The organism is Mycobacterium sp. BK086 (assembly GCA_004362315.1).
Classification (GTDB): domain Bacteria; phylum Actinomycetota; class Actinomycetes; order Mycobacteriales; family Mycobacteriaceae; genus Mycobacterium.
In genome coordinates this window covers 2,085,644-2,109,688 of the sequence record SNWL01000003.1, presented here as the reverse complement: position 1 = coordinate 2,109,688, position 24,045 = coordinate 2,085,644, and the positions used below count along the sequence as shown (strand labels likewise).

The window sequence follows — 24,045 nt, the reverse complement described above, 5'->3', positions numbered from 1 at the left end:
CGAAAAGCACTGTCCGACAGGCTAGTCAGCAGCTCCCGATACCGACTGCGCAATCCCGCCCCAGGTGGCCTTGGCGCCCGAGTCACCGATGCGGTACACCTGCACGATGGTCGCCACACCGGCTACCACGACGAAGACGGCCACGAGGATCGACAGGACCGAAGGCAGCGGCTTGTCGCGGTCGGCCCGAACGTGCACCACGGCCAGCAGCACCGCCGCGACGAGCAACGCCAGCGCGAAATAGAGCATGGTGTCCCCGAGCTCGGTGTGGGTGTGTAGGAGCGGTGAACGCCCCACCTGGTGCTCGAGCCACTCGCCGGCCTCGGTGGTCAACGGCGTCAGCACCGCGACACCCAGCGCCAGCGCGAGCACTAGCCACACCAGGCGCTGCCGCGCCGCGGGCCACACCGCGCACACGATGGCCAACACCGCCGTCAGCGGTCCCAGCACGACGATGAAATGCACCAGCAGAACATGGGCGGGAAGTCCGTTGAATGTGGACACGCGCCGAATGTTACCGAGGCGGTGGTAGATAATCGACGCAAATGGCTTCTTGGCTGACCCGCAATGTCCGGGTACTCGCGGCGGTGTCATTCCTCCAGGACACCGCCAGTGAACTTCTCTATCCGCTGTTGCCGATCTACCTGACCACCGTGCTGGGTGCGCCGCCCGCGGTGGTGGGCGCCATCGAGGGGGCTGCCGAGGGGGCGGCCTCGCTGACCAAGCTGGCGGTCGGTCCACTGGGTGACCGGTTCGCCAAACGTCCTTTGATCGCAACGGGATACGGGATGGCGGCCTTGGGCAAGGTCATCGTCGCGGTCGCCGTCGCGTGGCCCGGCGTGCTCGCCGGACGCGTGGTCGACCGGCTCGGCAAGGGGATTCGCGGAGTGCCCCGCGATGCGCTCCTGGTCGAGGACGTCGATAAGTCCTTGCGCGGTAGGGTGTTCGGCTTCCACCGTGCGATGGACACGTTCGGTGCGGTGGTCGGCCCGCTGATCGGGCTGGCCGGCTACGAGCTGCTCGATCACCACATCGCGCCACTGCTGTACGTCGCGATCGTCCCGGCGGTGCTGTCGGTGCTGCTGGTCTTCCTGGTCCGCGAACCCAGGCGCGCGCAGCTACGCCTGAAACGTCAGCCGATCTTCCGCGGACTGCGCGAGCTTCCCCGACGGTACTGGCGGGTGACCGCGATGCTGGTCGCGTTCGGTGCCGTCAACTTCCCGGATGCTCTACTGCTGTTGCGGCTCAACGAGATCGGCTTCAGCGTCGTCGAAGTGATCCTCGCCTACGTCGGCTACAACCTGGTGTATGCGGTCGTCAGCTTCCCAGCCGGAGTGCTGGCCGACAGACTGCCCCGTTCCGCGGTGTTCGGCGTCGGACTGGTCTTCTTCGCCATCGGCTATCTCGGGCTGGGGTTGACAACCGACCCGATGGCGGCCTGGGGACTGATCGCGGCCTACGGGATCTTCACCGCGTGCACCGACGGTGTCGGGAAGGCCTGGATCTCCTCGCTCGCCGGCGCCGACCGGCAAGCCAGTGCGCAGGGAGTGTTCCAGGGCGCCAGCGGTTTCGCGGTCTTGGCCGCCGGACTGTGGGCCGGGCTGCTGTGGGGCAGCGACGGCACGCTGCCACTGCTGATCTCCGGGGCGGTCGGTGGCTGCTTCGCGGTGGTACTCCTGGTGCCCGTGGCGGTCAGGAGCTTTCGTTAGGCTCTGGCGGTGCGCACCATCCACGTCATCGGCATCGGAGCCGGCGACCCCGACTACGTGACATCACAGGCGATCCGTGCGCTGAACGACACCGACGTGTTCTTCGCGATGGACAAGGGCGAGGCCAAGAGCGACCTCGTCGCGCTGCGCCGGGAGATCTGCCAGCGCTTCATCACCGAGCCGCGCTACCGCTTCGTCGAACTGCCCGACCCGAAACGCGCCGGCGACGGCGATTACACGCAGGCCGTCGCCGACTGGCACCATGCCCGGGCCCGACTGTGGGCGCAGGCCATCGAGACCGAACTCGGCCCCGACGGGGTCGGGGCCTTCCTGGCCTGGGGCGATCCATCGCTGTACGACAGCACGCTGCGGATCCTCGACGAGGTCGGCCGCCATGTCGACTTCGACTACGACGTCATCCCCGGGATCACCGCTGTGCAGGCACTGACCGCGCGGCACCGCATTCCGCTCAACGATGTCGGTGAACCCGTGCTGATCACCACCGGACGCCAGCTGCGGAGCACCGGGGTGACGGGTTCGGCGGTCGTGATGCTCGACGGGGACTGTTCGTTTCTGAGTTGCCCACCGCAGACCCGCATTTGGTGGGGCGCCTACCTCGGCACACCTGACGAAGTGCTGATGTCGGGCACGGTGGGCGAGGTCGGCGAGCAGATCGCCGCACTGCGGGCCGATGCCCGAGCCCAACACGGCTGGATCATGGACATCTATCTCTTGCGGGCCTAGGTCTGCGAAGATTCCCGCATGGGACCGTTTCTGCTTCGCGCCGCAGTCACCGGACTGGCGTTGTGGGTCGTCACGATGATCGTGCCCGGTATCAGTTTCGTCGGTGGTGACACCGCGGTGCAGCGGGTGGGCATCGTTCTGGTGGTCGCGGTCATCTTCGGCCTGGTGAACGCGATCATCAAGCCACTGGTGCAGTTCATGTCGATACCGCTGTACATCCTGACGCTCGGGCTCATTCACGTCGTCATCAATGCGCTGATGTTGTGGATCACCGCGTGGATCACCGAGCACACCACCCATTGGGGACTGCAGATCAACCAGTTCTGGTGGACGGCCATCTGGGCCGCGATCGTGCTGTCGATCGTCAGCTGGCTGTTCTCGCTGCCGTTCAAGGACTCTGAGCGCCGCTAGCGCGGCTAATCTGGATGAATGCCCGAACTGCCCGAAGTCGAGGCCCTGGCTGACCATCTGCGCCGCCATGCCGTCGGCAGCACAGTCGGGCGCATCGACGTCGCGGCGCTCTCAGTGCTGAAGACGTTCGATCCGCCGCCGACCGCGTTGCACGGGCAGCCGGTGACGGGCGCGGCGCGCTGGGGCAAGTACCTCGGGATGCAGGCCGGCGGACTGTGGCTGATCACCCACCTGTCGCGGGCGGGGTGGCTGAAATGGAGTGACAAGCTCGCCGCCGCACCGCTCAAACCGGGTAAGGGGCCGATCGCGCTGCGGGTGCATCTCGGAAAGCCCGGCGAGGCGGCCGGTTTCGACCTCACCGAGGCCGGCACCCAAAAGCGCCTTGCGGTGTGGATCGTCGACGATCCGGCGAAGGTTCCCGGCATCGCGGGCCTGGGCCCGGACGCGCTGGAGATCGGTCCCGAGCAGCTGGCCGAGATCCTCAAGCCGCACACCGGCCGGATCAAGACGGTGATCACCGACCAGAAGGTGATCGCCGGAATCGGCAATGCCTACAGCGACGAGATCCTGCACGTCGCGAAGCTGTCCCCGTTCGCGACGGCCAACAAGCTGACGCCCGCGCAACTGGGCGCGCTGCACGACGCGATGATCTCGGTGCTGACCGATGCAGTGCAGCGCTCGGTCGGGCAGCAGGCGGCAACCCTGAAGGGGGAGAAGCGATCTGGACTGCGGGTGCACGCGCGCACGGGGTTGCCGTGCCCCGTGTGCGGTGACACCGTGCGTGAGGTCTCATTCGTCGACAAGTCCTTTCAGTACTGCCCGACGTGTCAGACCGGGGGCAAGGTGCTGGCCGACCGGCGGATGTCGAAGCTGCTCAAATAGGGTTCAGGGGTGACCCGCCAGAAGATCCTCATCACCGGTGCCAGCTCCGGACTCGGGGCAGGCATGGCCCGCGCCTTCGCCGCCAAGGGGCGCGACCTGGCGCTCTGCGCGCGACGCGTCGACCGCCTCGACGAGCTGAAGGCCGAACTGAGCCAGCGCCACCCGAACATCACGATCGCGGTCGCGGCCCTGGACGTCAACGACCACGACCAGGTGCCCACGGTGTTCGCCGAACTCTCCGATGAGCTCGGCGGGATCGACCGGATCATCGTCAACGCCGGTATCGGCAAGGGCGCCCCGCTCGGCTCGGGCAAGTTGTGGGCCAACAAGGCCACCATCGAGACCAACCTCGTCTCGGCACTGGTGCAGACCGAGACCGCGCTGGCGATGTTCAAGGAAGCGGGATCGGGACACCTCGTGCTGATCTCGAGCGTGCTCGGCAACAAGGGTGTGCCCGGCGTCAAGGCCGCCTACGCCGCGAGCAAGGCCGGTGTCAGCTCGCTCGGCGAATCGCTGCGCGCCGAATATGCTTCCGGCCCAATCAAAGTCACCGTCATCGAACCTGGCTACATCGAATCGGAGATGACCGGCAAGTCGAACACCACCATGCTGATGGTCGACAACGAGACCGGTGTACGCCACATCGTCAACGCCATCGAACGTGAGAGCGGGCGCGCGATCGTGCCGGGCTGGCCGTGGATCCCGCTGGTGGCCTTGATGAGGATCCTGCCGCCGCGGCTGACCAAACCGTTCGCCTAGCGGGCCCGGCCCCTCTCAGCGCGATACCGGCGCACCAGCTCGTCGGTCGAGCTGTCGGTCTGCTTGGCCGGTGAGCCGTCGCTGGTGATCACCCCGAGCAGCGCCTTGGCCTGCGTCTTGCCCAACTCGACACCCCACTGGTCGAACGAGTCGATGCCCCAGATCACGCCCTCGGTGAACACCTGATGTTCGTAGAGTGCGATCAGCTGCCCGACCACCGACGGGGTCAGCCGGTTGGCCAGGATCGACGTGCTCGGCCGGTTGCCCGGCATGACCTTGTGCGGCACGACGTTCGCCGGCGTGCCCTCGGCGGAGATCTCGGCCGCGGTCTTGCCGAACGCCAGCACCTGGGTCTGGGCGAAGAAATTGCTCATCAGCAAGTCGTGCATGCTGCCGGTGCCGTCGGCGGTCGGCAGGTCGTCGGTGGGCTCGGAGAACCCGATGAAGTCCGCGGGCACCAGCCGGGTGCCCTGGTGCAGCAGCTGATAGAACGCGTGCTGCCCGTTGGTTCCCGGCTCGCCCCAGAAGATTTCACCGGTCGGAGTGGTCACCGGCGACCCGTCGGCCTTCACCGACTTGCCGTTGGACTCCATCGTCAGCTGCTGCAGGTACGCCGCGAACCGGGACAGGTCGTTGGAGTACGGCAGCACGGCACGGGTTTCGGCACCGAAGAAGTCGGAGTACCACAGCCCGATCAGGCCAAGCAGCGCAGGCGCATTGGATTCCAGTGGCGCGGTGGCGAAGTGCCGGTCGACGATGTGGAAGCCGGACAGGAAGTCGGCGAACGCCTCCCGGCCGATCACCGCCATCACCGAAAGGCCGATCGCCGAGTCCACCGAGTAGCGGCCGCCCACCCAGTCCCAGAAGCCGAACATGTTGTCGGTGTTGATACCGAACTCGTCGACCAGCTTCTTGTTCGTCGAGACGGCCACGAAGTGCTTGGACACCGCGGCATCGCCGAGGGCGTCGGTGAGCCAGCGCCTGGCGGCTGTGGCGTTGGTCAGCGTCTCCAACGTCGAGAACGTCTTGGAGGCGATGATGAAAAGTGTTGTGGCAGGGTCGAGTCCGTCGAGTTTGGCCACCAGATCGGCCGGGTCGACGTTGGAGACGAATCGAGCAGAGATGCCGGCGTCGGCGTAGTGCCGAAGCGCCTGGTACACCATGACCGGGCCCAGATCCGAACCGCCGATGCCGATGTTGACGACGGTCTTGATCCGTTCGCCGGTGGCGCCGGTCCATTCGCCGTTGCGCAGCCGGTCGGTGAAATCGCCCATTGCGTCGAGCACCTGATGCACGTCGGCGACCACGTTCTGGCCGTCGACGGTCAGCGCGGCGTCGCGCGGCAACCGCAGCGCGGTGTGCAGCACGGCGCGGTCTTCGGAGGTGTTGATGTGCTCGCCGGCGAGCATGGCGTCGCGGTGCGCTTCGAGGCCCGCGGCACTGGCGAGGTCGACCAGCAGGGTCAGCGTCTCCCGGTCGACGCGGTGCTTGCTGTAGTCGATGTAGAGGTCACCGACGGTGAGGGTGAGCTCGGTGCCGCGGGCGGGATCGTCGGCGAAAAACTCTCGGAGATGTTTCCCGGCGATCTGGTCGTGGTGGCGACGCAGCGCGTTCCATTCGGGGGTGGCGGAAATGTCTCCAGTCATTCGCTCAACCCTAGTGTGACGAGGTGGCCAAAGGTGTACATGATGGAGTCATGAGCACCCCAGACATTGAACGGCTGTTGTCGTCGGTTCCCACCGGACTGTGGATCGGCGGTGAAGAGCGACCCGGCTCGTCGACGTTCGAGGTTCACGACCCGTCCAACGACACCGTCATCACGACGGTGGCCGACGCGACGGCCGCCGACGCCGTCGCTGCGCTCGACGCGGCCTGCGCGGTACAGGCCGAATGGGCCGCGACGCCGGCCCGCGACCGCGGCGAGATCCTGCGCTCGGTCTTCGAGACGATCATCGCCCGCGCCGACGACCTCGCCACCTTGATGACGCTGGAGATGGGCAAGGTCGTGGCCGAGAGCTTGGGCGAGGTCAAGTACGGCGCCGAATTCTTCCGCTGGTTCGCCGAGGAAGCGGTCCGCATCGGCGGGCGGTACACGCCGTCGCCGGCAGGCACCGGACGCATCATCGTGACCAAGCAGCCGGTCGGCCCCTGCTATGCCATCACGCCGTGGAACTTCCCACTGGCCATGGGAACTCGCAAGATCGGCCCCGCCTTCGCGGCCGGCTGCACCATGATCGTCAAGCCCGCGCAGGAAACCCCGCTGACCATGCTGCTGCTGGCCAAGCTGATGGCCGACGCCGGCCTGCCCAAGGGTGTGCTGTCGGTGCTACCCACCAGCAACCCCGGTGACGTCACTAAGGCCCTGATCGACGACGGCCGGCTGCGCAAGCTGACGTTCACCGGCTCCACCGGCATCGGCAAGGCGCTGGTGGCCCAGTCGGCAGACAAGCTTCTGCGCACCTCGATGGAGCTCGGCGGCAACGCGCCGTTCGTGGTGTTCGACGACGCCGACGTCGACGCCGCGGTGGACGGCGCGATGCTGGCCAAGATGCGCAACGGCGGTGAGGCCTGCACGGCCGCCAACCGCATCCACGTCGCCAATGCCGTCATCGAGGAGTTCACCGACAAGTTCGTCAAGCGGATGGGCGAGGTCAACCTCGGCAACGGGCTCGACCCGTCGGCCAAGCTCGGCCCGCTGGTCAACACCAAGCAGCTGGCCAAGGTTCAGGAGCTCGTCGACGACGCGGTGGCCAAGGGCGCGACCGTCGCGCTCGGCGGTCAGGCACCCGGCGGCCCCGGCAACTTTTACCCGGCGACCGTGCTGACCGACGTGCCGCCGAACGCGCGCATCCTCACCGAGGAGGTGTTCGGTCCCGTCGCGCCGATCATCGGCTTCGACACCGAGGAGGACGGCGTCGCCGCCGCCAACAACACCGAATACGGTCTGGCGTCCTACATCTACACCGAGTCGCTGGACCGGGCGCTGCGGGTGGCCGAGGCCATCGAGTCCGGGATGGTCGGGGTCAACCGGGGCGTGATCTCCGATCCGGCCGCACCGTTCGGCGGGGTCAAAGAATCCGGGTTCGGCCGCGAGGGTGGTTACGAAGGTATCGAGGAGTACCTCGACACCAAGTACATCGCGCTGACGAAGTAATCAGCCGACCGAGCGGTCCGAACCCGTCCAATACTTGGCCCGCAGTTCGCGTTTGAGCACCTTGCCCGCCGCCGAGGTCGGCAGCGCGTCGACCACCTCGAAGCTGCGGGGGATCTTGTAACCGCCGATGAGCGACTTGCAGAACTCCCGCAGCTCGTCATGGTCGGCCTGCTGCCCGGCGGCCAGCACCACCACGGCGTGCACGCGTTCGCCCCAGTGCTCGTCGGGTATCCCGATCACCGCGCAGGTGGCCACCGCGGGGTGACGGGCCAGCGCGTTCTCCACCTCGACGGAGTACACGTTCTCCCCGCCGGACACGATCATGTCCTTGAGGCGGTCGACGACGAAGACATAGCCGCGGTCATCCATATAGCCGGCGTCGCCGGTGTGCATCCAGCCGTCCCGCAGCGCGGCCGCGGTCTCCTCGGGCTTGCCCCAGTAGCCCGCCATCACGTGGCTGCCGCGCACGACGATCTCGCCGACCTCACCGCGGGGGAGCTCGGCGTCGTCCTCGCCGACGATGCGGACCTCGGAATGCGGCGCGGCGCGTCCGCCCGACATCCGCAGCCGCGGGTCGTGGTGATCGGCCGGACCCAGCAGCGTGGCGACCGGCGACACCTCGGTCATGCCGTAGGCCTGCACGAACGACGCGGTGGGCAGCCGGTCGGCAGCCCGTTCCAGCAGGGCCGCGGAGATCGGCGAGCCGCCGTACATCACCGACCGCAGGCTGCTCGTGTCGTGGTCGGGTAGCGACGGATGGTCGACGAGCATCTGCACCATCGTCGGAACCAGCAGCAGATCGCTGACGCCGTGCCGCTGCACGGCCTCGAGCACCCAGTCCGGCCGGAACGCCGGGATGAACACGTGGGTGCCGCCGTTGAGGATCTGCGCCAGCCAGATCGCCAGGTCGGCCAGGTGGAACATCGGAGCGGCGTGCAAGAGCGGCCCGCCCGAGGTCAGGAAGTATCCCGACGCCAGGCTGCCCAGCGCCGACGTCATGAGGTTGTCGTGGGTCAGCATGACGCCCTTGGGGTGCCCGCTGGTGCCGCCGGTGTAGAAGACGCCGGCCAGATCCGAGCCGGCGCGGTGCGCGTCGGGCACCGGTTCGTTCGTCGCCACCAGCTCCTCGTAGGACAGCGTCCCCTCTGGTGTGGGGCCGTCGCCACAGTGAATGACAGTCGCCAGATCGCTTGACTGCGACTGCAATTCGGGCAGTAACGGCAGGAACGTGTCGTCGATCAACAGCATTCTGGTGTCGGAGTCGCGCAGGCTGTACGCGATCTCGGCGGCACTCCAGCGGATGTTGATCGGGTTGAGCACCGCCCCGGCCCACGGGGTGGCGAGCAGGTACTCCGAGTAGCGATCGGAGTTCAGCGACAGCATGGCGATGCGGTCACCCTCGCGTGCTCCCAGCGCCTGGAACGCGCCGGCCAGCCTGGCCACGCGGTCGGCGGCCTCAGTGAAGCTGTGGACGCGTTCACCGCAGACCGTCATCGTGTCGTCGCCGGTGGCGCGGGCGGCCCTGTGCAACCCTTGTGTCAGGTACATGCCGGCGGTCATACGTTGGCGCTCAACAACTTCGGTCCACCCGTCTGTAATCAGCTGGTCGTAGTGTATGCCGGTGCCGGGGAGGCCCGGAATCCCTCGAACAGGGTCTGTTTGCCTCCCCATCGGACACCTACGCAGGTATTTGACGTCGATGACCGCGCGCCTGCGTCCATCGGCCGTCGTTGCGATCTAGATTCACAGGATTGAAGACCGAGGAGGACATGAGAGTGACGGCGCGCTTGTGGGCGCAAAGTCCATGGGTTGATCCCGTCTCGCAGTCGAGCCAGCTGCGCCGGCCGAAGCCGCGCGGTGAGGGCATACCTGCGCTGAACGGGATCCGTGGTGTTGCCGTCGCACTCGTACTGATCGGTCACGGCGGGATCCCAGGTGTCGCAGGCGGATTCATCGGTGTCGACATCTTCTTCGTGCTCAGCGGCTTCCTGATCACGTCATTGCTGCTCGACGAGATCGGCAGGACCGGAAAGCTCGACCTCGGCTCGTTCTGGGTGCGGCGCGCCCGCCGCCTGCTGCCCGCCCTGCTGATCATGGTGCTCGCGGTGATCGCCGCGCGGATCCTGTTCCCGCCCGACGCCGTCAGCGGCCTGCGCGACGACGCGGTCGCCGCGTTCCTGTGGGTGGCGAACTGGGCGTTCGTCTCGCACCAGACCGACTACTTTAGTCAGGGCGCCACGCCGTCGCCGCTGCAACACACCTGGTCGCTGGGCGTCGAAGAGCAGTACTACTTGATCTGGCCGGTGCTCATCGTCGCGGTGGCGGTGCTGCTCGCGGTCATCGCTCGCTGGCGCAAGAAGACCCCGACCATCAACGCGGTCCGGTGGGCGGTGCTCGCGCTCGCGGTGGTGGGGACGGCGGGCTCGGCGGCCGAGGCGATCCTGATGGCCGATGACGACTCGCTGAACCGGGTGTACTTCGGCACCGACACTCGCGCTCAGGCGCTGCTCATCGGTGCCGCCGCGGCGGCGCTGCTGGTGCGGGACTGGCCGGCGATGGTGGCGGGCTGGCCGTCGATCCGGTCGCGGTGGGTCCGCTGGCTGGCCGGCGGCGTGCCGCTGGCCGGGGTGGCCGTGCTGGCGGCGATCACACACGTTGCGACCGGCAGCGCCGCGGAGTTCCGCAACGGCCTGCTGATCGTCGTCGCCGTCGCCGCGGTCGCGGTGATCGCGGGCGTCGCGCTCGAGCAGAACGGGCCGGTGGCGTGGGTGCTGTCCACCCCGCCGCTGGTGGCACTGGGCGTCATCTCCTATGGCGTCTACCTCTGGCACTGGCCGATCTTCCTGATCCTCACCGGCGAGCGGACCGGGTGGAGTGGTTACGGGCTGTTCGGCGCCCGCTGTGCGGTCACGCTGGCCGTGGCGGCCGGATCGTGGTGGCTGATCGAGCGGCCGATCCGGCGCTGGCGTCCGGTACACGTCCCGCAGCTGCGGCTGGCTGCCGCCACGATGGCCACGGCCGTCGCCGTCGCGGTCGCCGTCGTGCCGATCGGAACCCGCATCGATCCGTCGAGCCCCGACATCACCCAGGCGGCGCTGGTCGCGCCGGTGGAAACGGTGCGGGCCGCGGCGCCCTCGCACACGGGCCCGCGCCAGCACACGGTCTCGGTGTTCGGCGACTCCATCGGGTGGACCGTGATGCGCTACCTGCCGCCCACCCCCGGGATCACGTTCCTGGACCGCACCACGATCGGCTGCGGGCTGGTGCGCGGCGGGCCGTACCGGTACTCCGGGCAGAGCCTGGAGCAGAAACCCGAGTGTGACGCGTGGCCCGAGCGCTGGGCTCAGCGCATCGCCTACGACAAGCCCGACGTGGTGCTGATGATGATCGGCCGCTGGGAAGTGGTCGACCGCAAGCGGAATGGCAACTGGGCCCATATCGGCCAGCCCGATTTCGACAAGTACCTGGAGAGCGAGCTGCGGCACGCGCTGGACATCCTGCGCTCGACCGGGGCGCTCGTGGTGGTGACCACCGAGCCCTACAGCCGGCACGGCGAGCAGGCGAACGGCAACCTGTATCCCGAAGACCAGTCCAGCCGGGTCGACCAGTGGAATGCCTTGCTGCGCAGGGTCGTAGCCGATCGCAAGAATGTCACTGTGCTCGACCTGAACAAGAAGCTCGGGCCGAACGGCAGCTACACCAACAAGATCAACGGCGTGCAGGTGCGCATCGATGGCGTGCACCCGACGCCGAACGCGGTCAAGTGGATGACCCCGTGGCTACTGGACGCCGTGCGTTAAGAGTGGCCTAGCCGGCCGCGGCCCATGCGCAGCAGCAGCATTGCGAGGTCCTTGCCGTCCTGGCCGAGCTCGCTGTAGCGCTCGATGACCTTCATCTCACGGCTGTGGACCAGGCGGGTGCCGCCGGAGGCCATCCGGGCGCGGCCGATCGCCTGGGACACCTCGGTCCGGCGCTTGACCGCAGCCAGGATCGTGGCGTCGAGCTGATCGATCTCGCCGCGCAGGCTGTCGATGTCGTTGTCGGCTTCAGGAACCATTTCCAGAGTCATCGCTTCGTTCTCCTCATGTGTGGGTCAGGTCTTCGTCGGTCCCGGGCCTCACACAAGAGACGAGCCCCGGATCCGGTTGCGGACCGCGGGGCTCTCGGGTTGAGCAGCTAGATACCCACGGGCACCGCGAACCGGTACCCGTAGAAAAATCGACGCTGCGGAGAAAGCACGAATCGAGTGTGCCACTCCGAAGGCGTGCTTCGCAAAAAAACTGTCGCCAGACAGCGGTAAGTTGGGGCGGACATGAGTGTGCACGTGACCGATTTCCAACCTCCGGCCGATGCGGCCGAACTCCTCGAGGGCCTCAACCCGCAGCAGCGCCAGGCCGTGCTGCACGAGGGGCCCCCACTGCTGATCGTGGCCGGCGCCGGGTCGGGTAAGACCGCGGTGCTGACCCGGCGGATCGCCTATCTGCTGGCGGCGCGCGATGTCGGGCCGGGTCAGGTGCTGGCGATCACCTTCACCAACAAGGCCGCCGCCGAGATGCGCGAGCGGGTGGTCACGCTGGTCGGGCCGCGGGCCCGCAACATGTGGGTGTCGACGTTTCACTCCACCTGTGTGCGGATCCTGCGCAATCAGGCCTCGCTGCTGCCCGGGCTGAACTCGAACTTCTCGATCTACGACGCCGACGACTCGCGCCGCCTGCTGCTGATGATCGGCAAGGACATGGGCCTGGACACCAAGCGCTACTCGCCGCGGGTGCTGGCCAACGCGATCTCCAACCTCAAGAACGAGCTGATCGCGCCCGAGGATGCGGTGGCCGCCCTCGAGCCGGGCTCCGATGATCTGACTCGCACGGTCGCGACCGTGTTCGGCGAGTACCAGCGCCGGCTGCGCGCCGCCAACGCGCTGGACTTCGACGACCTGATCGGCGAGACCGTGGCGGTGCTGCAGAACTTCCCGCAGATCGCCCAGTACTACCGCAGGCGGTTCCGGCACGTCCTTGTCGACGAATACCAGGACACCAACCACGCCCAGTACGTGCTGGTGCGCGAGCTCGTCGGGGTCGCCGCCCCGGACACCGACACGGTGCCGCCCAGCGAGCTGTGCGTGGTAGGTGACGCCGACCAGTCGATCTATGCGTTCCGCGGCGCGACGATCCGCAACATCGAGGATTTCGAACGCGACTTCCCCAACGCCACCACGATCCTGCTCGAGCAGAACTACCGGTCCACCCAGAACATCCTGAACGCGGCCAACTCCGTCATCTCGCGCAACGCCAACCGGCGCGAGAAGCGGCTGTGGACCGATGAGGGTGACGGCGAGCTGATCGTCGGCTACGTCGCCGACAACGAGCACGACGAGGCCCGGTTCGTGGCGGGGGAGATCGACGCCCTGGCCGACCGCGGCGACACCACCTACAACGACGTCGCGGTGTTCTACCGCACCAACAACTCGTCGCGCTCACTGGAAGAGGTGTTCATCCGCGCCGGCATTCCGTACAAGGTGGTCGGCGGCGTTCGGTTCTACGAGCGCAAGGAGATTCGCGATATCGTCGCCTACCTGCGGGTGCTGGACAACCCCGGGGACGCCGTCAGTCTGCGCCGCATCCTCAACACCCCGCGCCGCGGGATCGGGGACCGGGCCGAGGCGTGCGTGGCGGTGTACGCCGAAAACACCGGCGCCACATTCGCCGACGCGCTGGTGGCCGCGGCCGCGGGCAAGGTGCCGATGCTGAACACCCGCTCGGAGAAGGCGATCGCGAGTTTCGTCAACCTGCTCGACGAGCTGCGCGGCAAACTCGACGACGAGCTCGGCGATCTGGTGGAGGCGGTGCTGGACCGCACCGGCTATCGCAACGAACTGGAATCCTCCAGTGACCCGCAGGATCTGGCCCGCCTGGACAACCTCAACGAACTGGTCAGCGTCGCACACGAATTCAGTATCGACCGGGCCAACGCCGCGGCGCTGGCCGACGATGCCGAGGTCGACGAGGACGTGCCGCAGACCGGGCTGCTCGCCGAGTTCCTGGAGCGCGTGTCGCTGGTGGCCGACTCCGACGAGCTGCCCGAACACAGCGCAGGAGTCGTCACGATGATGACGCTGCACACCGCCAAAGGTCTGGAATTTCCGGTGGTTTTCGTCACCGGCTGGGAGGACGGCATGTTCCCGCACATGCGCGCCCTCGGCGATCCGACCGAGCTGTCCGAGGAACGCCGGCTGGCCTATGTGGGCATAACCCGTGCGCGCCAACGGCTTTACCTCACCCGCGCCAAGGTCCGCTCATCGTGGGGCCAGCCGATGCTCAACCCCGAATCCCGCTTCCTGCGCGAGATCCCTGAGCATCTCCTCGACTGGCGTCGTACCGATACCGCGCCGTCGCCCAGTGCGCCGGTCAGCGGGGCGGGCCGGTTCGGTACGCCGCGGCCCTCGCCGATGCGTTCGGCCGGTGCGAGCAAGCGCCCGCTGTTGGTTCTCGAACCGGGTGACCGTGTCAGCCACGACAAGTACGGTCTCGGCCGCGTCGAGGAGGTGTCCGGGATGGGGGAGTCGGCGATGTCACTGATCGATTTCGGCAGTGCCGGGCGGGTCAAACTGATGCACAACCACGCACCGCTGACCAAGCTCTAGCCGCGGACGCGGCACCACCGTCGCGTCGACGGGTGTAGCGCCAGGGCCAGGCTTGCCACCGGCAGCAGCGGAATCAGGTAGACCGCCAACGGGATTCGCGCTCCGGCGACGAACACGCTGCCGAATGTCAGCAGCGCGATGACCGAACCGAACGCGATCAGGTAGCGACCGACCGAGCGGCGTAACAACAGGGCGATCACCCCGGCGATGGTGCTGACCGCGAACAGCAGGGTGAGGAATCCGACCGCCAGGCAGAACAGCCGATCGGTGCCCCACCATCCGGTGATCAGGTCGGTGGCCACGACGGCCGTCGCCCAGCCGCTGACGATGCTGACGGCGCTGGCCGCGATCGCGGTTCGTCCGGTCGACACGTCCACCAGCGCCGGCCTGGTGGCCGGCACCGCGACCGGGGTGGCGCGCCGGATCAGTCCGGTCGGCGCCTCGTCGACGGGTGGCCGTGGAATGTGCGTGGTGTGCGAATCAAGTTCTGGCCCAGCAGGAATGGGCGCTGCGGGAATTGGCCCGGTCGGTGCGCGGCGGATGATGCTGGTGCGCGGCTCTTCGGCCTGGGGGATCGGCCCGGACGGCTGGCGCCGGATGATGCGGGTGTGCGGTTCGTTCGGCTCGTCCGCCTCAGACATTTGGGTCAGCCGACATAGGGGCCGACGGACAGCCCCCGCTGCGCCAGCCACGGCGCCGGATCAATCCGGTTGGTGCCGTTGAGGAGAACCTCGAAATGCAGGTGCGGGCCGGTGGAATTGCCGCGGTTACCGACGGTGGCGATCTGGTCGCCGGCGAAGACACGCTGGCCGATCTGGACCGTCCAGGTGTTGACGTGGCCGTACAGGGTGACCGTGCCGTCGGAGTGGCGGATCTTGACCCAGGCGCCGTAGCCGGCCGTCGGCCCGGCGTCGACGACGACACCGTCAGACGCGGCGACGATGGGTGTCCCGATCGGAGCGGCCAGGTCGACGCCGGCGTGCAGCGCACCCCAGCGGTAGCCGAAGCCCGAGGTGTAGACGCCCTTGGTCGGCATGACGAACAGCGGCCGCTGCAGCCGGGCCTCGCGCTCGGCGCGCTCCTGGGCGAAGGCCTGACCGTTGGCCAGTTCCTCGCCGTGCACGGTGGCGTCGGCGATGGGCTTGACGGCGATCAGCTGCACACCGCGAGGCGTGGTCACCGTGCCGTCCATCGGCGTCTTGTCGGCGGCGAGAACGGTCTGGGTGGTGGTCTCGGTGGCCGGCTTCACCGCGGTGTACGCGGCGGCTGCGGCGGCGCCGGCGGCCATGGCAGCGATCATCACGCGGCCCTTGGCGGCGCTGGTCGGCTGCCTGCGATGCTGCGGCGTGCGCGGCAGGATGTCGGTGTTCTCGCTGTTGCTGTAGCGCGGGACCTCGGCGCGAGGATCGGCGTGGCCCGCGAACTCGGCGGGCACGGCCAGCCGCAGCGGCTGCTGATCGTCCGCGTCGTGCAGGTCGTCGAGTTCGGGGCAGCGGGCTACCTGAAGGCTGTCGAAAGCAGTGCTCTCGCGGAAGTCGATGTCGACCAGATCGCCGAACTCGTTGAACGGGATGATGTCCGTGACGTCCAGCCGCTCAGGGTCCTGGGCCCGGATCGAAGCCGCTTGGCGATCGAAAGGCCTGGTCTTTGCGTGCGGGGCCGATGCATCACCGACGGAAGTCGGGGTCGGCCGGTGCTGCGTCAAAACTCAAAGTCCCTTTAGTCGTGACCAAAGCGTTATCTGGACCCCGACGACGTTAACGAATGTCTAATGAGGGTGGCAACCCAAGCGCTTATTCCACAGGGGATTGTGAGTTGAATCACTTCAACCCTGCGGTGAGATGGACCACATGAGTGGTGGGCGAGGACGGAGTCCCGGGGCCGTCTAGATACAGTTCCCCCCGGAGCGACTTCCTCAATCAAATGTCAGCGCCGACCAGACAGTGAGCCCATGGATCTTTTCGAGTATCAGGCGAAGGAACTGTTCGCCAAGCACAACGTTCCCACCACCCCGGGACGGGTCACCGACTCCCCGGAGGACGCCAAAGCCATCGCCGAGGAAATCGGTAAGCCCGTGATGGTCAAGGCCCAGGTCAAGGTGGGTGGCCGCGGTAAGGCCGGTGGCGTCAAGTACGCCGCTACCCCGGACGATGCCTTCACTCACGCGCAGAACATCCTCGGCCTGGACATCAAGGGCCACGTCGTGAAGAAGTTGCTGGTCGCCGAGGCCAGTGACATTGCCGAGGAGTACTACATCTCCTTCCTGCTCGATCGCTCCAACCGGACCTACCTGGCGATGTGCTCGGTCGAAGGCGGCATGGAGATCGAAGAGGTCGCCGCCACCAAGCCCGAGCGGCTGGCCAAGGTGCCCGTCGACGCCGTCAAGGGTGTCGACCTCGCCTTCGCGCGCGAGATCGCCGAGAAGGGCCACCTGCCCGCCGAGGTGCTCGACGCCGCCGCCGTGACCATCCAGAAGCTGTGGGAGGTCTTCGTCGGCGAGGACGCCACCCTGGTCGAGGTCAACCCGCTGGTGCGTACGCCGGACGATCAGATCCTGGCGCTGGACGGCAAGGTCACCCTGGACGCGAACGCCGACTTCCGGCAGCCCGGCCACGCCGAGTTCGAGGACAAGGACGCCACCGATCCGCTCGAGCTCAAGGCCAAGGAGAACGACCTCAACTACGTCAAGCTCGACGGCGAGGTCGGCATCATCGGCAACGGCGCGGGCCTGGTCATGTCGACCCTGGACGTCGTCGCCTACGCCGGTGAGAAGCACGGCGGCGTGAAGCCCGCCAACTTCCTGGACATCGGTGGCGGCGCGTCGGCCGAGGTGATGGCCAACGGTCTGGACGTCATCCTTGGCGACAGCCAGGTCAAGAGCGTGTTCGTCAACGTGTTCGGCGGCATCACCGCGTGCGACGCGGTCGCCAACGGCATCGTCAAGGCGCTGCAGATCCTGGGCGACGAGGCCAACAAGCCGCTCGTCGTTCGCCTCGACGGCAACAACGTCGAAGAGGGCCGCCGCATCCTGGCTGAGGCCAACCACCCGCTGGTTATCCAGGCCGAGACCATGGACTCCGGCGCCGACAAAGCCGCCGAGCTGGCCAACAAGTAAGGGACACAACCAATGGCTATCTTCCTGAACAAGGACAACAAGGTCATCGTCCAGGGCATCACCGGCGGCGAGGGCACCAAGCACACCGCGCTGATGCTCAAGGCCGGCACTCAGGTGGTCGGCGGCGTCAACGCGCGCAAGGCCGGAACCACGGTGTCCCACAAGGACAAAGACGGTAACGACATCGAATTGCCGGTGTTCGGTTCGGTGGCCGAGGCCATGAAGGCCACCGGCGCCGACGTGTCGATCGCCTTCGTGCCGCCGGCGTTCTCCAAGGACGCCATCATCGAGGCCATCGACGCCGAGATCCCGCTGCTCGTTGTCATCACCGAGGGAATCCCGGTGCAGGACAGCGCCTATGCGTGGGCCTACAACGTCGACAAGGGCGAGAAGACCCGCATCATCGGGCCGAACTGCCCCGGCATCATCACTCCCGGTGAGTCGCTGGTCGGCATCACGCCGAACAACATCACCGGCAAGGGCCCGATCGGCCTGGTGTCGAAGTCCGGCACGCTGACCTACCAGATGATGTACGAGCTGCGCGATCTCGGCTTCTCGACCGCCATCGGCATCGGCGGCGACCCGGTCATCGGCACCACCCACATCGACGCCATCGAGGCGTTCGAGAAGGACCCCGAAACCAAGATCATCGTGATGATCGGCGAGATCGGCGGCGACGCCGAGGAGAAGGCCGGCGCCTACATCAAGGCCAACGTCTCCAAGCCGGTCGTCGGCTACGTCGCGGGCTTCACCGCGCCGGAGGGCAAGACGATGGGCCACGCGGGCGCCATCGTGTCCGACGGCGCCGGCACCGCGCAGGGCAAGAAGGAGGCCCTCGAGGCCGCCGGAGTCAAGGTCGGCAAGACGCCGTCGGAGACTGCCGCTCTGGCCCGGGAGATCCTTCAGGGTCTGTAAACCCCACGAGTTCGCCATCAGGGCTGTGATTCCACTGGAGTCACAGCCCTGATGTCGATTTCGACGCAGCCGACAAATCGGTTAGCCTGACGAACTATGGTTGATCCGCGTACCCCGGTCATCGTCGGCGTCGGGCAGTTCACCGAGCGGATCGACGATCCTGACTATCGCGGCATGTCGGCCGTTGACCTGGCCACCGAGGCCGTCCGGGCGGCAATCACCGACACCGGCGCCGACGTCAATGCCGTCACCAAGGCCATTCAGGTGTTCGCCGGTCTGCGGCAATTCGAGATCTGCACACCGTTCGCCAGCGCGCCGCTGGGAGCGTCCGACAACTACATCCGGTCGGTCGCCCAGCGGGTCGGTGCCGACCCCGAGCGCGCCGTGCTCGAGTCGATCGGCGGCAACGGCCCGCAGAAGCTGGTTACCGAGTTCGCCGGGGCCATCGCGGCAGGCGACATCGAGGTGGCGTTGATCCTCGGCTCGGAGAACGGCTCGACGCTGAAGACGTTCGCGGGTAAAGACGACAAGCCGGACCACAGCGAGACCGTCGGCGGGCAGCTCGACGACCGGGGTTACGGCTTCGAGCAGTACATGAGCGAATACACCGCCAAGCACGGACTGACCGGTGCGCCCGTGCAATACGGACTGCTGGACAACGCCCGCCGCCGCCGGCTGGGCCTGAGCGTCGGCGAGTACCGGCAGAAGATGGCCGAACTGTTCGCGCCGTTCTCCAAAGTCGCTGCCAAGAACCCGTATTCGTCGTCGCCGGTCGAGCGTTCGGTCGAGGAACTGGCCACGGTCACCGCGGAGAACCGGATGATCTGCGATCCGTACCCGCGGCTGATGGTGGCCCGTGACACCGTCAATCAGGGCGCTGCCGCCCTGCTGATGTCGGTCGAGACAGCCCGCAAACTCGGTGTGCCCGAAGAGAAGTGGGTATACCTGCACGGGCACGCCGATCAGCGCGAGCAGGACCTGCTGGACCGCGAAGACGTGAGCGTCAGCTTTTCGGAGAAACAGGCTGTGGCGGAAGCGCTTCGGGGCGCCGGCATCACCATCGACGACGTGGCCACCTTCGACCTGTACAGCTGCTTCCCGTTCCCGGTCTTCACCGTGTGCGACGACTTCGGCCTGGCCGCGGACGACCCGCGCGGACTCACCCTCACCGGCGGTCTGCCGTACTTCGGCGGACCGGGCAACAGCTACTCGCTGCACGGTATCGCCGAAACGGTGGCCGAAATGCGGGACAAGCCAGGAGCTTTCGGCCTGGTGGGCGCCAACGGTGGAGTGATGAGCAAGTACTCGGTAGGCGTCTATTCGACAACGCCCGTCGATTGGTCGCCTGACCGCAGTAAGGAACTGCAGCAGGACATTGCCGATCTACCCAAGATTCCCGTCACCCGAAACGCCAACGGCGCCGGTGTGATCGAGACCTACTCGGTGCGCTACGACTGGCCCGAACGGACCGGCATCATCATCGGCAGGCTCGACGCCGACAACAGCCGGTTCATGGCGATCAGCACCGACGCCGGCCTGGTGGCGTTGATGAGCGACGGCGACCCGCTGGGTGCCGCGATCACCGTCACCGCAGGCGAGGACGGGATCAACCGCGCGGTTCTCGCCTAGAGGTCCAGAGCGCTGAGCTTGCCGGCCAGCCGCTCGACGTAGGCGGCGACCTCGTCCTCGGGCTTGTCCGGCAGACCGAAAAGTACTTCGGTGACGCCGATATCGCGCCAGTGTGCCAGCTTCTCGGGCACCGGCTTGAAGTCGAGCGCCACGATCTGCGGAGCGCCTTCGCGGCCGGCGGCCGCCCAGGTGTCGTGCAGCAGCTTCACCGGCTCGTCAATGTCGAAGTCGCGCGGCGTGGTGATCCAGCCGTCGGCGGACTTGGCGATCCACTTGAAGTTCTTCTCGGTACCGGCCGCGCCGACGAGCACCGGGATGTGCGACTGCACCGGCTTGGGCCAGGCCCAGCTCGGTCCGAATTTGACGAATTCGCCGTCGTATTCGGCTTCTTCCTGCGTCCACAGCGCCCGCATGGCTTCCAGATACTCACGCAGGCAGGTGCGGCGGCGTCCGGCCGGGACGCCGTGGTCGGCAAGCTCGTCGGTGTTCCAACCGAAGCCGACGCCGAGACTGACCCGGCCACCGGACAGATGATCAAGGGTCGCAATCGATTTCGCCAACGTGATCGGATCGTGCTCGACGGGTAGTGCCACCGCGGTGGACAGCCGCACCCTGGACGTGACCGCCGCCGCGGTGCCCAGGCTGACCCACGGGTCCAGCGTGCGCATGTAGCGGTCGTCGGGCAGCGACTCGTCGCCGGTGGTGGGGTGGGCGGCCTCGCGCTTGACCGGGATGTGGGTGTGCTCGGGCACATAGAAGGTTGTGAAGCCGTGGTCGTCGGCGAGTTTGGCCGCGGCCGCCGGGGCGATGCCGCGGTCACTGGTGAACAGAACGAGCCCGTAATCCATGGGCTGAATTAGAACGGGTTGCCTACCCTCGGGCAAGGCGCGGTTTCAGTCGCCGAGACTGCACTTGTTCGCAGGTCGACTCGCAATTTGTGTTCACCATCTGCAGTCTCGGCACGTATCCACAGCAGTGACTGGCTCTCGACTGCAAGCGGGCACACCCTGTCCGCGTGGCGAAGCTCATCATGGCCGACGAAGCTATGGCCGCGGGCGCAGTGACCCGACGCGAGTTGGTCAGCCGATTCGTCAAGGTCTATCGAAATGTCTACGTGCCTCGCGGCGTCGACCTGACCGCGGCCGACCGTGCGGTCGCGGCCTGGATGTGGTCGGGTAGGCGGGCGACCCTTGCCGGTGTTTCCGCAGCCGCGTTGTTGGGTGTCCGGTGGCTACCCGACGACGGCCCCGCCGAACTGGTCCGTGCCCAGCACCGCTGTCCGCCTGGGATCGTTGTGCATTCCGGAGTCGTCCGCGATGACGAGGTGTGCACCGCGCGAGGCATCAGCTGCACCACGCCGGCGCGCACCGCATATGACCTCGGTCGGCACTGCGCGTTCACCGTTGGCCTGATTCGGGTCGACGCTGTGATGGCGGCGACCGGTATCACCGTCGATGACGTCGCCGCGATTGCACTCCGAAACCCCGGCGCACGCCACATTCGGCGGCTACGTCGCGTTCTCGAAATCGCTGACGGCGGAGCGGAATCGCCACAGGAGACGCGGTTGCGGTTGCTGCTCGTGCGAGCTGGACTGCCTCGACCCGCAACCCAGATTCCCATCCGCAATGCTGCGGGACGGGTAGTGCGACGGATCGACTTGGGTTGGCCGCAGTGGAAAGTCGGGGTCGAGTACGACGGCGCGCAACACTGGACTGATCCAGCTCAGCATGCGGGTGATATCGATCGGCTGGAATTCTTCGCCGACCTCGGCTGGCGCATGGTGCGGGTCAGCGCGAATCACCTTCGGTATCAACCAGACGGCGTCGTTCATCGCGCAGTGGGGGCGCTGCGGGCAGCTGGCTGCGTCGACACTGCACTTGTTGACATCCCCACTCGCGATTCGCGTGTAACACCTGCACTCTCGGCGAGTTAAAAGGGTGACCCGGGCAGTGGCCGTCACAACCATGGAAGAACATGACGACCGAACGCATCGCCGACCAAGTCAAATTTGCCTACTGGGTTCCCAATGTCAGTGGCGGCCTTGTCACCAGCACCATCGAACAGCGCACCGACTGGAGTTACGACTACAACATCAAGCTTGCGCAGACCGCCGAGAACAACGGCTTCGAATACGCGCTGTCCCAGGTTCGCTACGAGGCCAGCTACGGCGCCGAGTTCCAACACGAATCCACCAGTTTCTCGTTGGCGCTGCTGTTGGCCACCCAGCGCCTCAAGCTCATCGCCGCCGTTCATCCGGGGTTGTGGCAGCCCGGCGTCCTAGCCAAACTGGGCGCCACCGCCGACCACCTTTCCGGCGGCCGGTTCGCGGTCAACGTCGTCTCCGGCTGGTTCAAGGACGAGTTCACCCACCTGGGCGAGCCCTGGCTCGAGCACGACGAGCGCTACCGGCGCACCGCGGAATTCCTGCAGGTGCTGCGCAAGATCTGGACCGAGGACAACGTGGACTTCCGCGGCGACTTCTACCGCATCCACGATTTCACCCTCAAGCCCAAGCCGCTGAACACCGCGGAGCGGCCGAACCCCGAGATCTTCCAGGGCGGTAACTCCACCGCGGCCCGGCGCAACGGCGGCTACTACGCCGACTGGTACTTCTCCAACGGCAAGGATTTCGACGGCGTCACCGAACAGCTCGTCGAGGTGCGCGACCACGCCCGCGACGCGAGACGTGAAGTCAACTTCGGGCTCAACGGTTTCATCATCGCGAGGGACACCGAGCGCGAGGCGAAAGAAGCCTTGAAAGAGATCATCGCCAAGGCCAACCGGCCTGCGGTCGAAGGCTTCCACTCCGCGGTTCAGCAGGCCGGAAATTCCACCGGGGACAAGCGGGGCATGTGGGCCGACTCGACATTCGAGGATCTGGTTCAGTACAACGACGGATTCCGGACGCAGCTGATCGGAACACCCGAGCAGATCGCCGAACGCATCGCCGCGTACCGCAAACGCGGTGTGGACCTCATCCTCGGTGGCTTCCTGCACTTCCAGGAGGAGATCGAATACTTCGGGTCCCGGGTGCTGCCGCTGGTGCGCGAAATTGAAGCAGCCGAAAGCGATTCGATCGGGGCGCCGCTGCAGGCCACGGCCTGACCTCTGACGGCCGATTGCCAACTGTCTGTGTGACACGCCGATGGTCGTGGCCGCCACGGCGGTGTGCGCTAGCGTGGTGTGCGAGCCGGACCTGCGGGTCCGATTGCGAGCCACAACCGACGCAGCGCCCGCGGGGACGCGCAGGCGTGACAAGGCTGAAGGAGAGGCCATGACTTACCCGCCCACCAACCCGGGCTACCCACCACCACAGCCAGCCGGCCCCTACGGCGCGCCGACGCAGTCGTTCGCACCCGCCGAGGCCGGGCCGAGCAAGCTGCCGCTGTACCTCAACGTCGCTGTCGTCGTGCTGGGCCTGGTCGCCTACCTGGCCAGCTTCGGACCGATCCTCACGATCAAAGCCGAGCTCGGTCCCTTCGGCGGTGCCGAGCTCAGCGGTGGTGGCGGCGGCTACCCGGTGGTCGCGACGCTCATCGCGGCGCTGTTGGCCGCGGCTGCCCTGCTGCCCAAGGCCCGCGATTACGGCGGTGTCATCGCGGCGGCGTCGGCGATCGCGCTGTTGACGGCGATCGCCCAGGTGGTCGGCAAGCCCACCGGTTTCACGGTCGGCTGGGGACTGTGGGTGATGATCGCCTTCACTCTGCTGCAGACCGTCGCCGCGGTGGCGGCGCTGCTGCTGGAAGCCGGCGTCATCACCGCTCCCGCGCCTCGGCCCCGCTACGACCAGTTCGGTCAGTACGGCCCGCCGCCCGGCGGTTACTACGGCCAGCCGGGTCCGCAAGGCCCGCCACAGGGAATTCCGCCCCGGCCGGGTTACCCCACGCAGTACGGCGGCTACGCGTCCGGTCCGACCAGCGGTGGCTTCGGTGCGCAGAGCGGACCGCCCACGCCGCCGACCGGTTTCCCGAGTTTCAGCCCTCCGCCGTCGGCCGGGTCGGGTCAGCAGCCCCCCGCGCAGCCGGACCAGCCTCAGGCGCCGTCATCGTCGCCGTCATCGGGCCCCACCCCGTCCTAACCGGGCACT

21 protein-coding genes and 1 pseudogene are annotated in these 24,045 nt (G+C 67.1%); 15 read left to right on the top strand and 7 right to left on the bottom strand.

The features are described 5' to 3' along the window. Positions 1–21 precede the first annotated feature (21 nt). Positions 22–504 carry a DUF2231 domain-containing protein gene (locus tag EV580_RS10445; RefSeq protein WP_133690931.1) on the bottom strand — a complete coding sequence of 161 codons (483 nt, stop codon included), beginning with the start codon at positions 502–504 and terminating at the stop codon, positions 22–24. Positions 505–545: 41 nt separating this feature from the next. Here EV580_RS10445 and EV580_RS10440 point away from each other — a divergent pair, with 41 nt between their 5' ends. From EV580_RS10440 to EV580_RS10420, 6 genes and pseudogenes are all read left to right on the top strand, one after another. After that, complete coding sequence (locus EV580_RS10440) at positions 546–1,709, top strand: MFS transporter (RefSeq protein WP_133690930.1); 1,164 nt, start codon at positions 546–548, stop codon at positions 1,707–1,709. A 3-nt stretch (positions 1,710–1,712) separates the two neighbouring features. Next, entirely contained in the window at positions 1,713–2,453 is a 741-nt protein-coding gene (cobF, locus tag EV580_RS10435; protein ID WP_183518006.1) for a precorrin-6A synthase (deacetylating), read from the top strand. Between the two features lie 18 nt (positions 2,454–2,471). Next, positions 2,472–2,864, top strand: coding sequence for a phage holin family protein (locus EV580_RS10430; RefSeq protein ID WP_133690928.1), 393 nt, complete (start codon positions 2,472–2,474; stop codon positions 2,862–2,864). Between the two features lie 18 nt (positions 2,865–2,882). Then, a pseudogene (locus EV580_RS34215) lies at positions 2,883–3,128 on the top strand (DNA-formamidopyrimidine glycosylase family protein); the annotation flags it as partial. 159 nt (positions 3,129–3,287) lie between these two features. Then, complete coding sequence (locus EV580_RS34210; protein ID WP_286171539.1) at positions 3,288–3,746, top strand: zinc finger domain-containing protein; 459 nt, start codon at positions 3,288–3,290, stop codon at positions 3,744–3,746. A 9-nt stretch (positions 3,747–3,755) separates the two neighbouring features. Next, positions 3,756–4,505 carry an SDR family oxidoreductase gene (locus EV580_RS10420; RefSeq protein WP_133690926.1) on the top strand — a complete coding sequence of 250 codons (750 nt, stop codon included), beginning with the start codon at positions 3,756–3,758 and terminating at the stop codon, positions 4,503–4,505. Here the strand turns inward: EV580_RS10420 and pgi are convergent. Beyond that, positions 4,502–6,151, bottom strand: a complete 1,650-nt coding sequence (gene pgi, locus EV580_RS10415) for a glucose-6-phosphate isomerase (protein ID WP_133690925.1) — start codon at positions 6,149–6,151, stop codon at positions 4,502–4,504. The two genes, EV580_RS10420 and pgi, sit on opposite strands and share 4 nt — an antisense overlap. A 50-nt stretch (positions 6,152–6,201) precedes the next feature. On the opposite strand from pgi, the gene EV580_RS10410 reads away from it, so the two are divergent. After that, entirely contained in the window at positions 6,202–7,659 is a 1,458-nt protein-coding gene (locus EV580_RS10410) for an NAD-dependent succinate-semialdehyde dehydrogenase (protein ID WP_133690924.1), read from the top strand. Here the strand turns inward: EV580_RS10410 and EV580_RS10405 are convergent, their stop codons facing one another. Further along, positions 7,660–9,207 (bottom strand): acyl-CoA synthetase, encoded by a 1,548-nt coding sequence (locus tag EV580_RS10405; RefSeq protein ID WP_166654626.1) that lies wholly within the window; start codon positions 9,205–9,207, stop codon positions 7,660–7,662. It abuts the gene before it with no gap. A 221-nt stretch (positions 9,208–9,428) separates the two neighbouring features. Here EV580_RS10405 and EV580_RS10400 point away from each other — a divergent pair, with 221 nt between their 5' ends. After that, the gene (locus tag EV580_RS10400; RefSeq protein WP_502703913.1) at positions 9,429–11,459 is read left to right on the top strand and encodes an SGNH/GDSL hydrolase family protein; all 2,031 of its coding nucleotides are present in this window, start codon (positions 9,429–9,431) and stop codon (positions 11,457–11,459) included. On the opposite strand, the gene EV580_RS10395 is transcribed toward EV580_RS10400, so the two are convergent. Beyond that, on the bottom strand, positions 11,456–11,728 hold the full coding sequence (locus tag EV580_RS10395) for a chorismate mutase (RefSeq protein ID WP_133690921.1): 273 nt from the start codon (positions 11,726–11,728) through the stop codon (positions 11,456–11,458). The genes EV580_RS10400 and EV580_RS10395 overlap by 4 nt on opposite strands. A 243-nt stretch (positions 11,729–11,971) precedes the next feature. Here EV580_RS10395 and pcrA point away from each other — a divergent pair, with 243 nt between their 5' ends. Further along, positions 11,972–14,299: a DNA helicase PcrA gene (gene pcrA / locus EV580_RS10390; RefSeq protein ID WP_133690920.1), complete on the top strand. Its 2,328-nt coding sequence runs from the start codon at positions 11,972–11,974 to the stop codon at positions 14,297–14,299. Here the strand turns inward: pcrA and EV580_RS10385 are convergent. Continuing rightward, entirely contained in the window at positions 14,296–14,940 is a 645-nt protein-coding gene (locus EV580_RS10385; RefSeq protein ID WP_133690919.1) for a hypothetical protein, read from the bottom strand. The genes pcrA and EV580_RS10385 overlap by 4 nt on opposite strands. Before the next feature lie 5 nt (positions 14,941–14,945). After that, a complete protein-coding gene (locus tag EV580_RS10380; RefSeq protein WP_133690918.1) occupies positions 14,946–16,004 on the bottom strand; it encodes a M23 family metallopeptidase in 1,059 nt (352 codons plus the stop codon). Positions 16,005–16,250: 246 nt separating this feature from the next. Here EV580_RS10380 and sucC point away from each other — a divergent pair, with 246 nt between their 5' ends. The 3 genes from sucC (at position 16,251) to EV580_RS10365 (ending at position 19,958) form a co-directional block, all read left to right on the top strand. Beyond that, complete coding sequence (sucC, locus tag EV580_RS10375) at positions 16,251–17,414, top strand: ADP-forming succinate--CoA ligase subunit beta (protein WP_133690917.1); 1,164 nt, start codon at positions 16,251–16,253, stop codon at positions 17,412–17,414. 12 nt (positions 17,415–17,426) lie between these two features. After that, entirely contained in the window at positions 17,427–18,329 is a 903-nt protein-coding gene (gene sucD / locus EV580_RS10370) for a succinate--CoA ligase subunit alpha (RefSeq protein WP_133690916.1), read from the top strand. Positions 18,330–18,425: 96 nt separating this feature from the next. Continuing rightward, the gene (locus EV580_RS10365; RefSeq protein WP_133690915.1) at positions 18,426–19,958 is read left to right on the top strand and encodes an acetyl-CoA acetyltransferase; all 1,533 of its coding nucleotides are present in this window, start codon (positions 18,426–18,428) and stop codon (positions 19,956–19,958) included. Here EV580_RS10365 and EV580_RS10360 read toward each other — a convergent pair. Then, entirely contained in the window at positions 19,955–20,806 is an 852-nt protein-coding gene (locus EV580_RS10360; protein ID WP_133690914.1) for an LLM class F420-dependent oxidoreductase, read from the bottom strand. The two genes, EV580_RS10365 and EV580_RS10360, sit on opposite strands and share 4 nt — an antisense overlap. Before the next feature lie 167 nt (positions 20,807–20,973). On the opposite strand from EV580_RS10360, the gene EV580_RS10355 reads away from it, so the two are divergent. The 3 genes from EV580_RS10355 to EV580_RS10345 all read left to right on the top strand — a co-directional run bounded on the left by EV580_RS10355 (position 20,974) and on the right by EV580_RS10345 (position 24,036). Continuing rightward, the gene (locus EV580_RS10355; protein WP_133690913.1) at positions 20,974–21,891 is read left to right on the top strand and encodes a type IV toxin-antitoxin system AbiEi family antitoxin; all 918 of its coding nucleotides are present in this window, start codon (positions 20,974–20,976) and stop codon (positions 21,889–21,891) included. Positions 21,892–21,932: 41 nt separating this feature from the next. Beyond that, entirely contained in the window at positions 21,933–23,063 is a 1,131-nt protein-coding gene (sfnG, locus tag EV580_RS10350) for a dimethylsulfone monooxygenase SfnG (protein ID WP_133690912.1), read from the top strand. Positions 23,064–23,232: 169 nt separating this feature from the next. Next, positions 23,233–24,036, top strand: coding sequence for a DUF5336 domain-containing protein (locus EV580_RS10345; RefSeq protein WP_133690911.1), 804 nt, complete (start codon positions 23,233–23,235; stop codon positions 24,034–24,036). The last annotated feature ends 9 nt before the right edge of the window (positions 24,037–24,045 follow it).

Coding starts and splice junctions, on each gene's coding strand:
- EV580_RS10440 (WP_133690930.1), top strand. CDS start 546: ATGGCTTCTTGGCTGACCCGCAATGTCCGGGTACTCGCGGCGGTGTCA.
- EV580_RS10430 (WP_133690928.1), top strand. CDS start 2,472: ATGGGACCGTTTCTGCTTCGCGCCGCAGTCACCGGACTGGCGTTGTGG.
- pgi (WP_133690925.1), bottom strand. CDS start 6,151: ATGACTGGAGACATTTCCGCCACCCCCGAATGGAACGCGCTGCGTCGC.
- EV580_RS10410 (WP_133690924.1), top strand. CDS start 6,202: ATGAGCACCCCAGACATTGAACGGCTGTTGTCGTCGGTTCCCACCGGA.
- EV580_RS10405 (WP_166654626.1), bottom strand. CDS start 9,207: ATGTACCTGACACAAGGGTTGCACAGGGCCGCCCGCGCCACCGGCGAC.
- EV580_RS10400 (WP_502703913.1), top strand. CDS start 9,429: ATGAGAGTGACGGCGCGCTTGTGGGCGCAAAGTCCATGGGTTGATCCC.
- EV580_RS10395 (WP_133690921.1), bottom strand. CDS start 11,728: ATGACTCTGGAAATGGTTCCTGAAGCCGACAACGACATCGACAGCCTG.
- pcrA (WP_133690920.1), top strand. CDS start 11,972: ATGAGTGTGCACGTGACCGATTTCCAACCTCCGGCCGATGCGGCCGAA.
- EV580_RS10385 (WP_133690919.1), bottom strand. CDS start 14,940: ATGTCTGAGGCGGACGAGCCGAACGAACCGCACACCCGCATCATCCGG.
- sucC (WP_133690917.1), top strand. CDS start 16,251: ATGGATCTTTTCGAGTATCAGGCGAAGGAACTGTTCGCCAAGCACAAC.
- sucD (WP_133690916.1), top strand. CDS start 17,427: ATGGCTATCTTCCTGAACAAGGACAACAAGGTCATCGTCCAGGGCATC.
- EV580_RS10365 (WP_133690915.1), top strand. CDS start 18,426: ATGGTTGATCCGCGTACCCCGGTCATCGTCGGCGTCGGGCAGTTCACC.
- EV580_RS10360 (WP_133690914.1), bottom strand. CDS start 20,806: ATGGATTACGGGCTCGTTCTGTTCACCAGTGACCGCGGCATCGCCCCG.
- sfnG (WP_133690912.1), top strand. CDS start 21,933: ATGACGACCGAACGCATCGCCGACCAAGTCAAATTTGCCTACTGGGTT.
- EV580_RS10345 (WP_133690911.1), top strand. CDS start 23,233: ATGACTTACCCGCCCACCAACCCGGGCTACCCACCACCACAGCCAGCC.